A 410-nucleotide genomic window follows, 5' to 3' on the forward strand; every position below is an offset into this window, starting at 1 on the left:
GTGAAGGCGGTGCTCGAATGGATCCCGGCCGCCGCGCATCCGATGGACGTGATGCGCACCGGCGTCTCCGCGCTCGGCACCGTGCTGCCCGAAAAGGACGATCACAACCTTGCCGGCGCGCGCGAGATCGCCGACCGGCTGATGGCCTCGCTCGGCTCGATGCTGCTCTACTGGTATCACTACTCGCACAACGGCAAGCGCATCGAGGTCGAAACCGACGACGACTCGATCGGCGGCCACTTCCTGCATCTGCTGCACGGCACGCCGCCGTCGAAGTCGTGGGTCGATGCGATGCACGTGTCGCTCAATCTCTATGCGGAGCACGAGTTCAACGCATCGACGTTCACGGGCCGCGTGATCGCGGGCACGGGCTCGGACATGTATTCGGCGATCACCGGCGCGATCGGCGC

1 protein-coding gene is annotated in these 410 nt (G+C 65.9%); it reads left to right on the plus strand.

Annotation, left to right across the window (positions count from 1 at the left end):
• Positions 1 to 410: citrate/2-methylcitrate synthase (locus tag ACYPXD_RS33170; protein WP_459722465.1), on the plus strand; the 410-nt coding region annotated here is incomplete at both ends.

It is taken from the genome of Paraburkholderia sp. 2C (assembly GCF_054589215.1).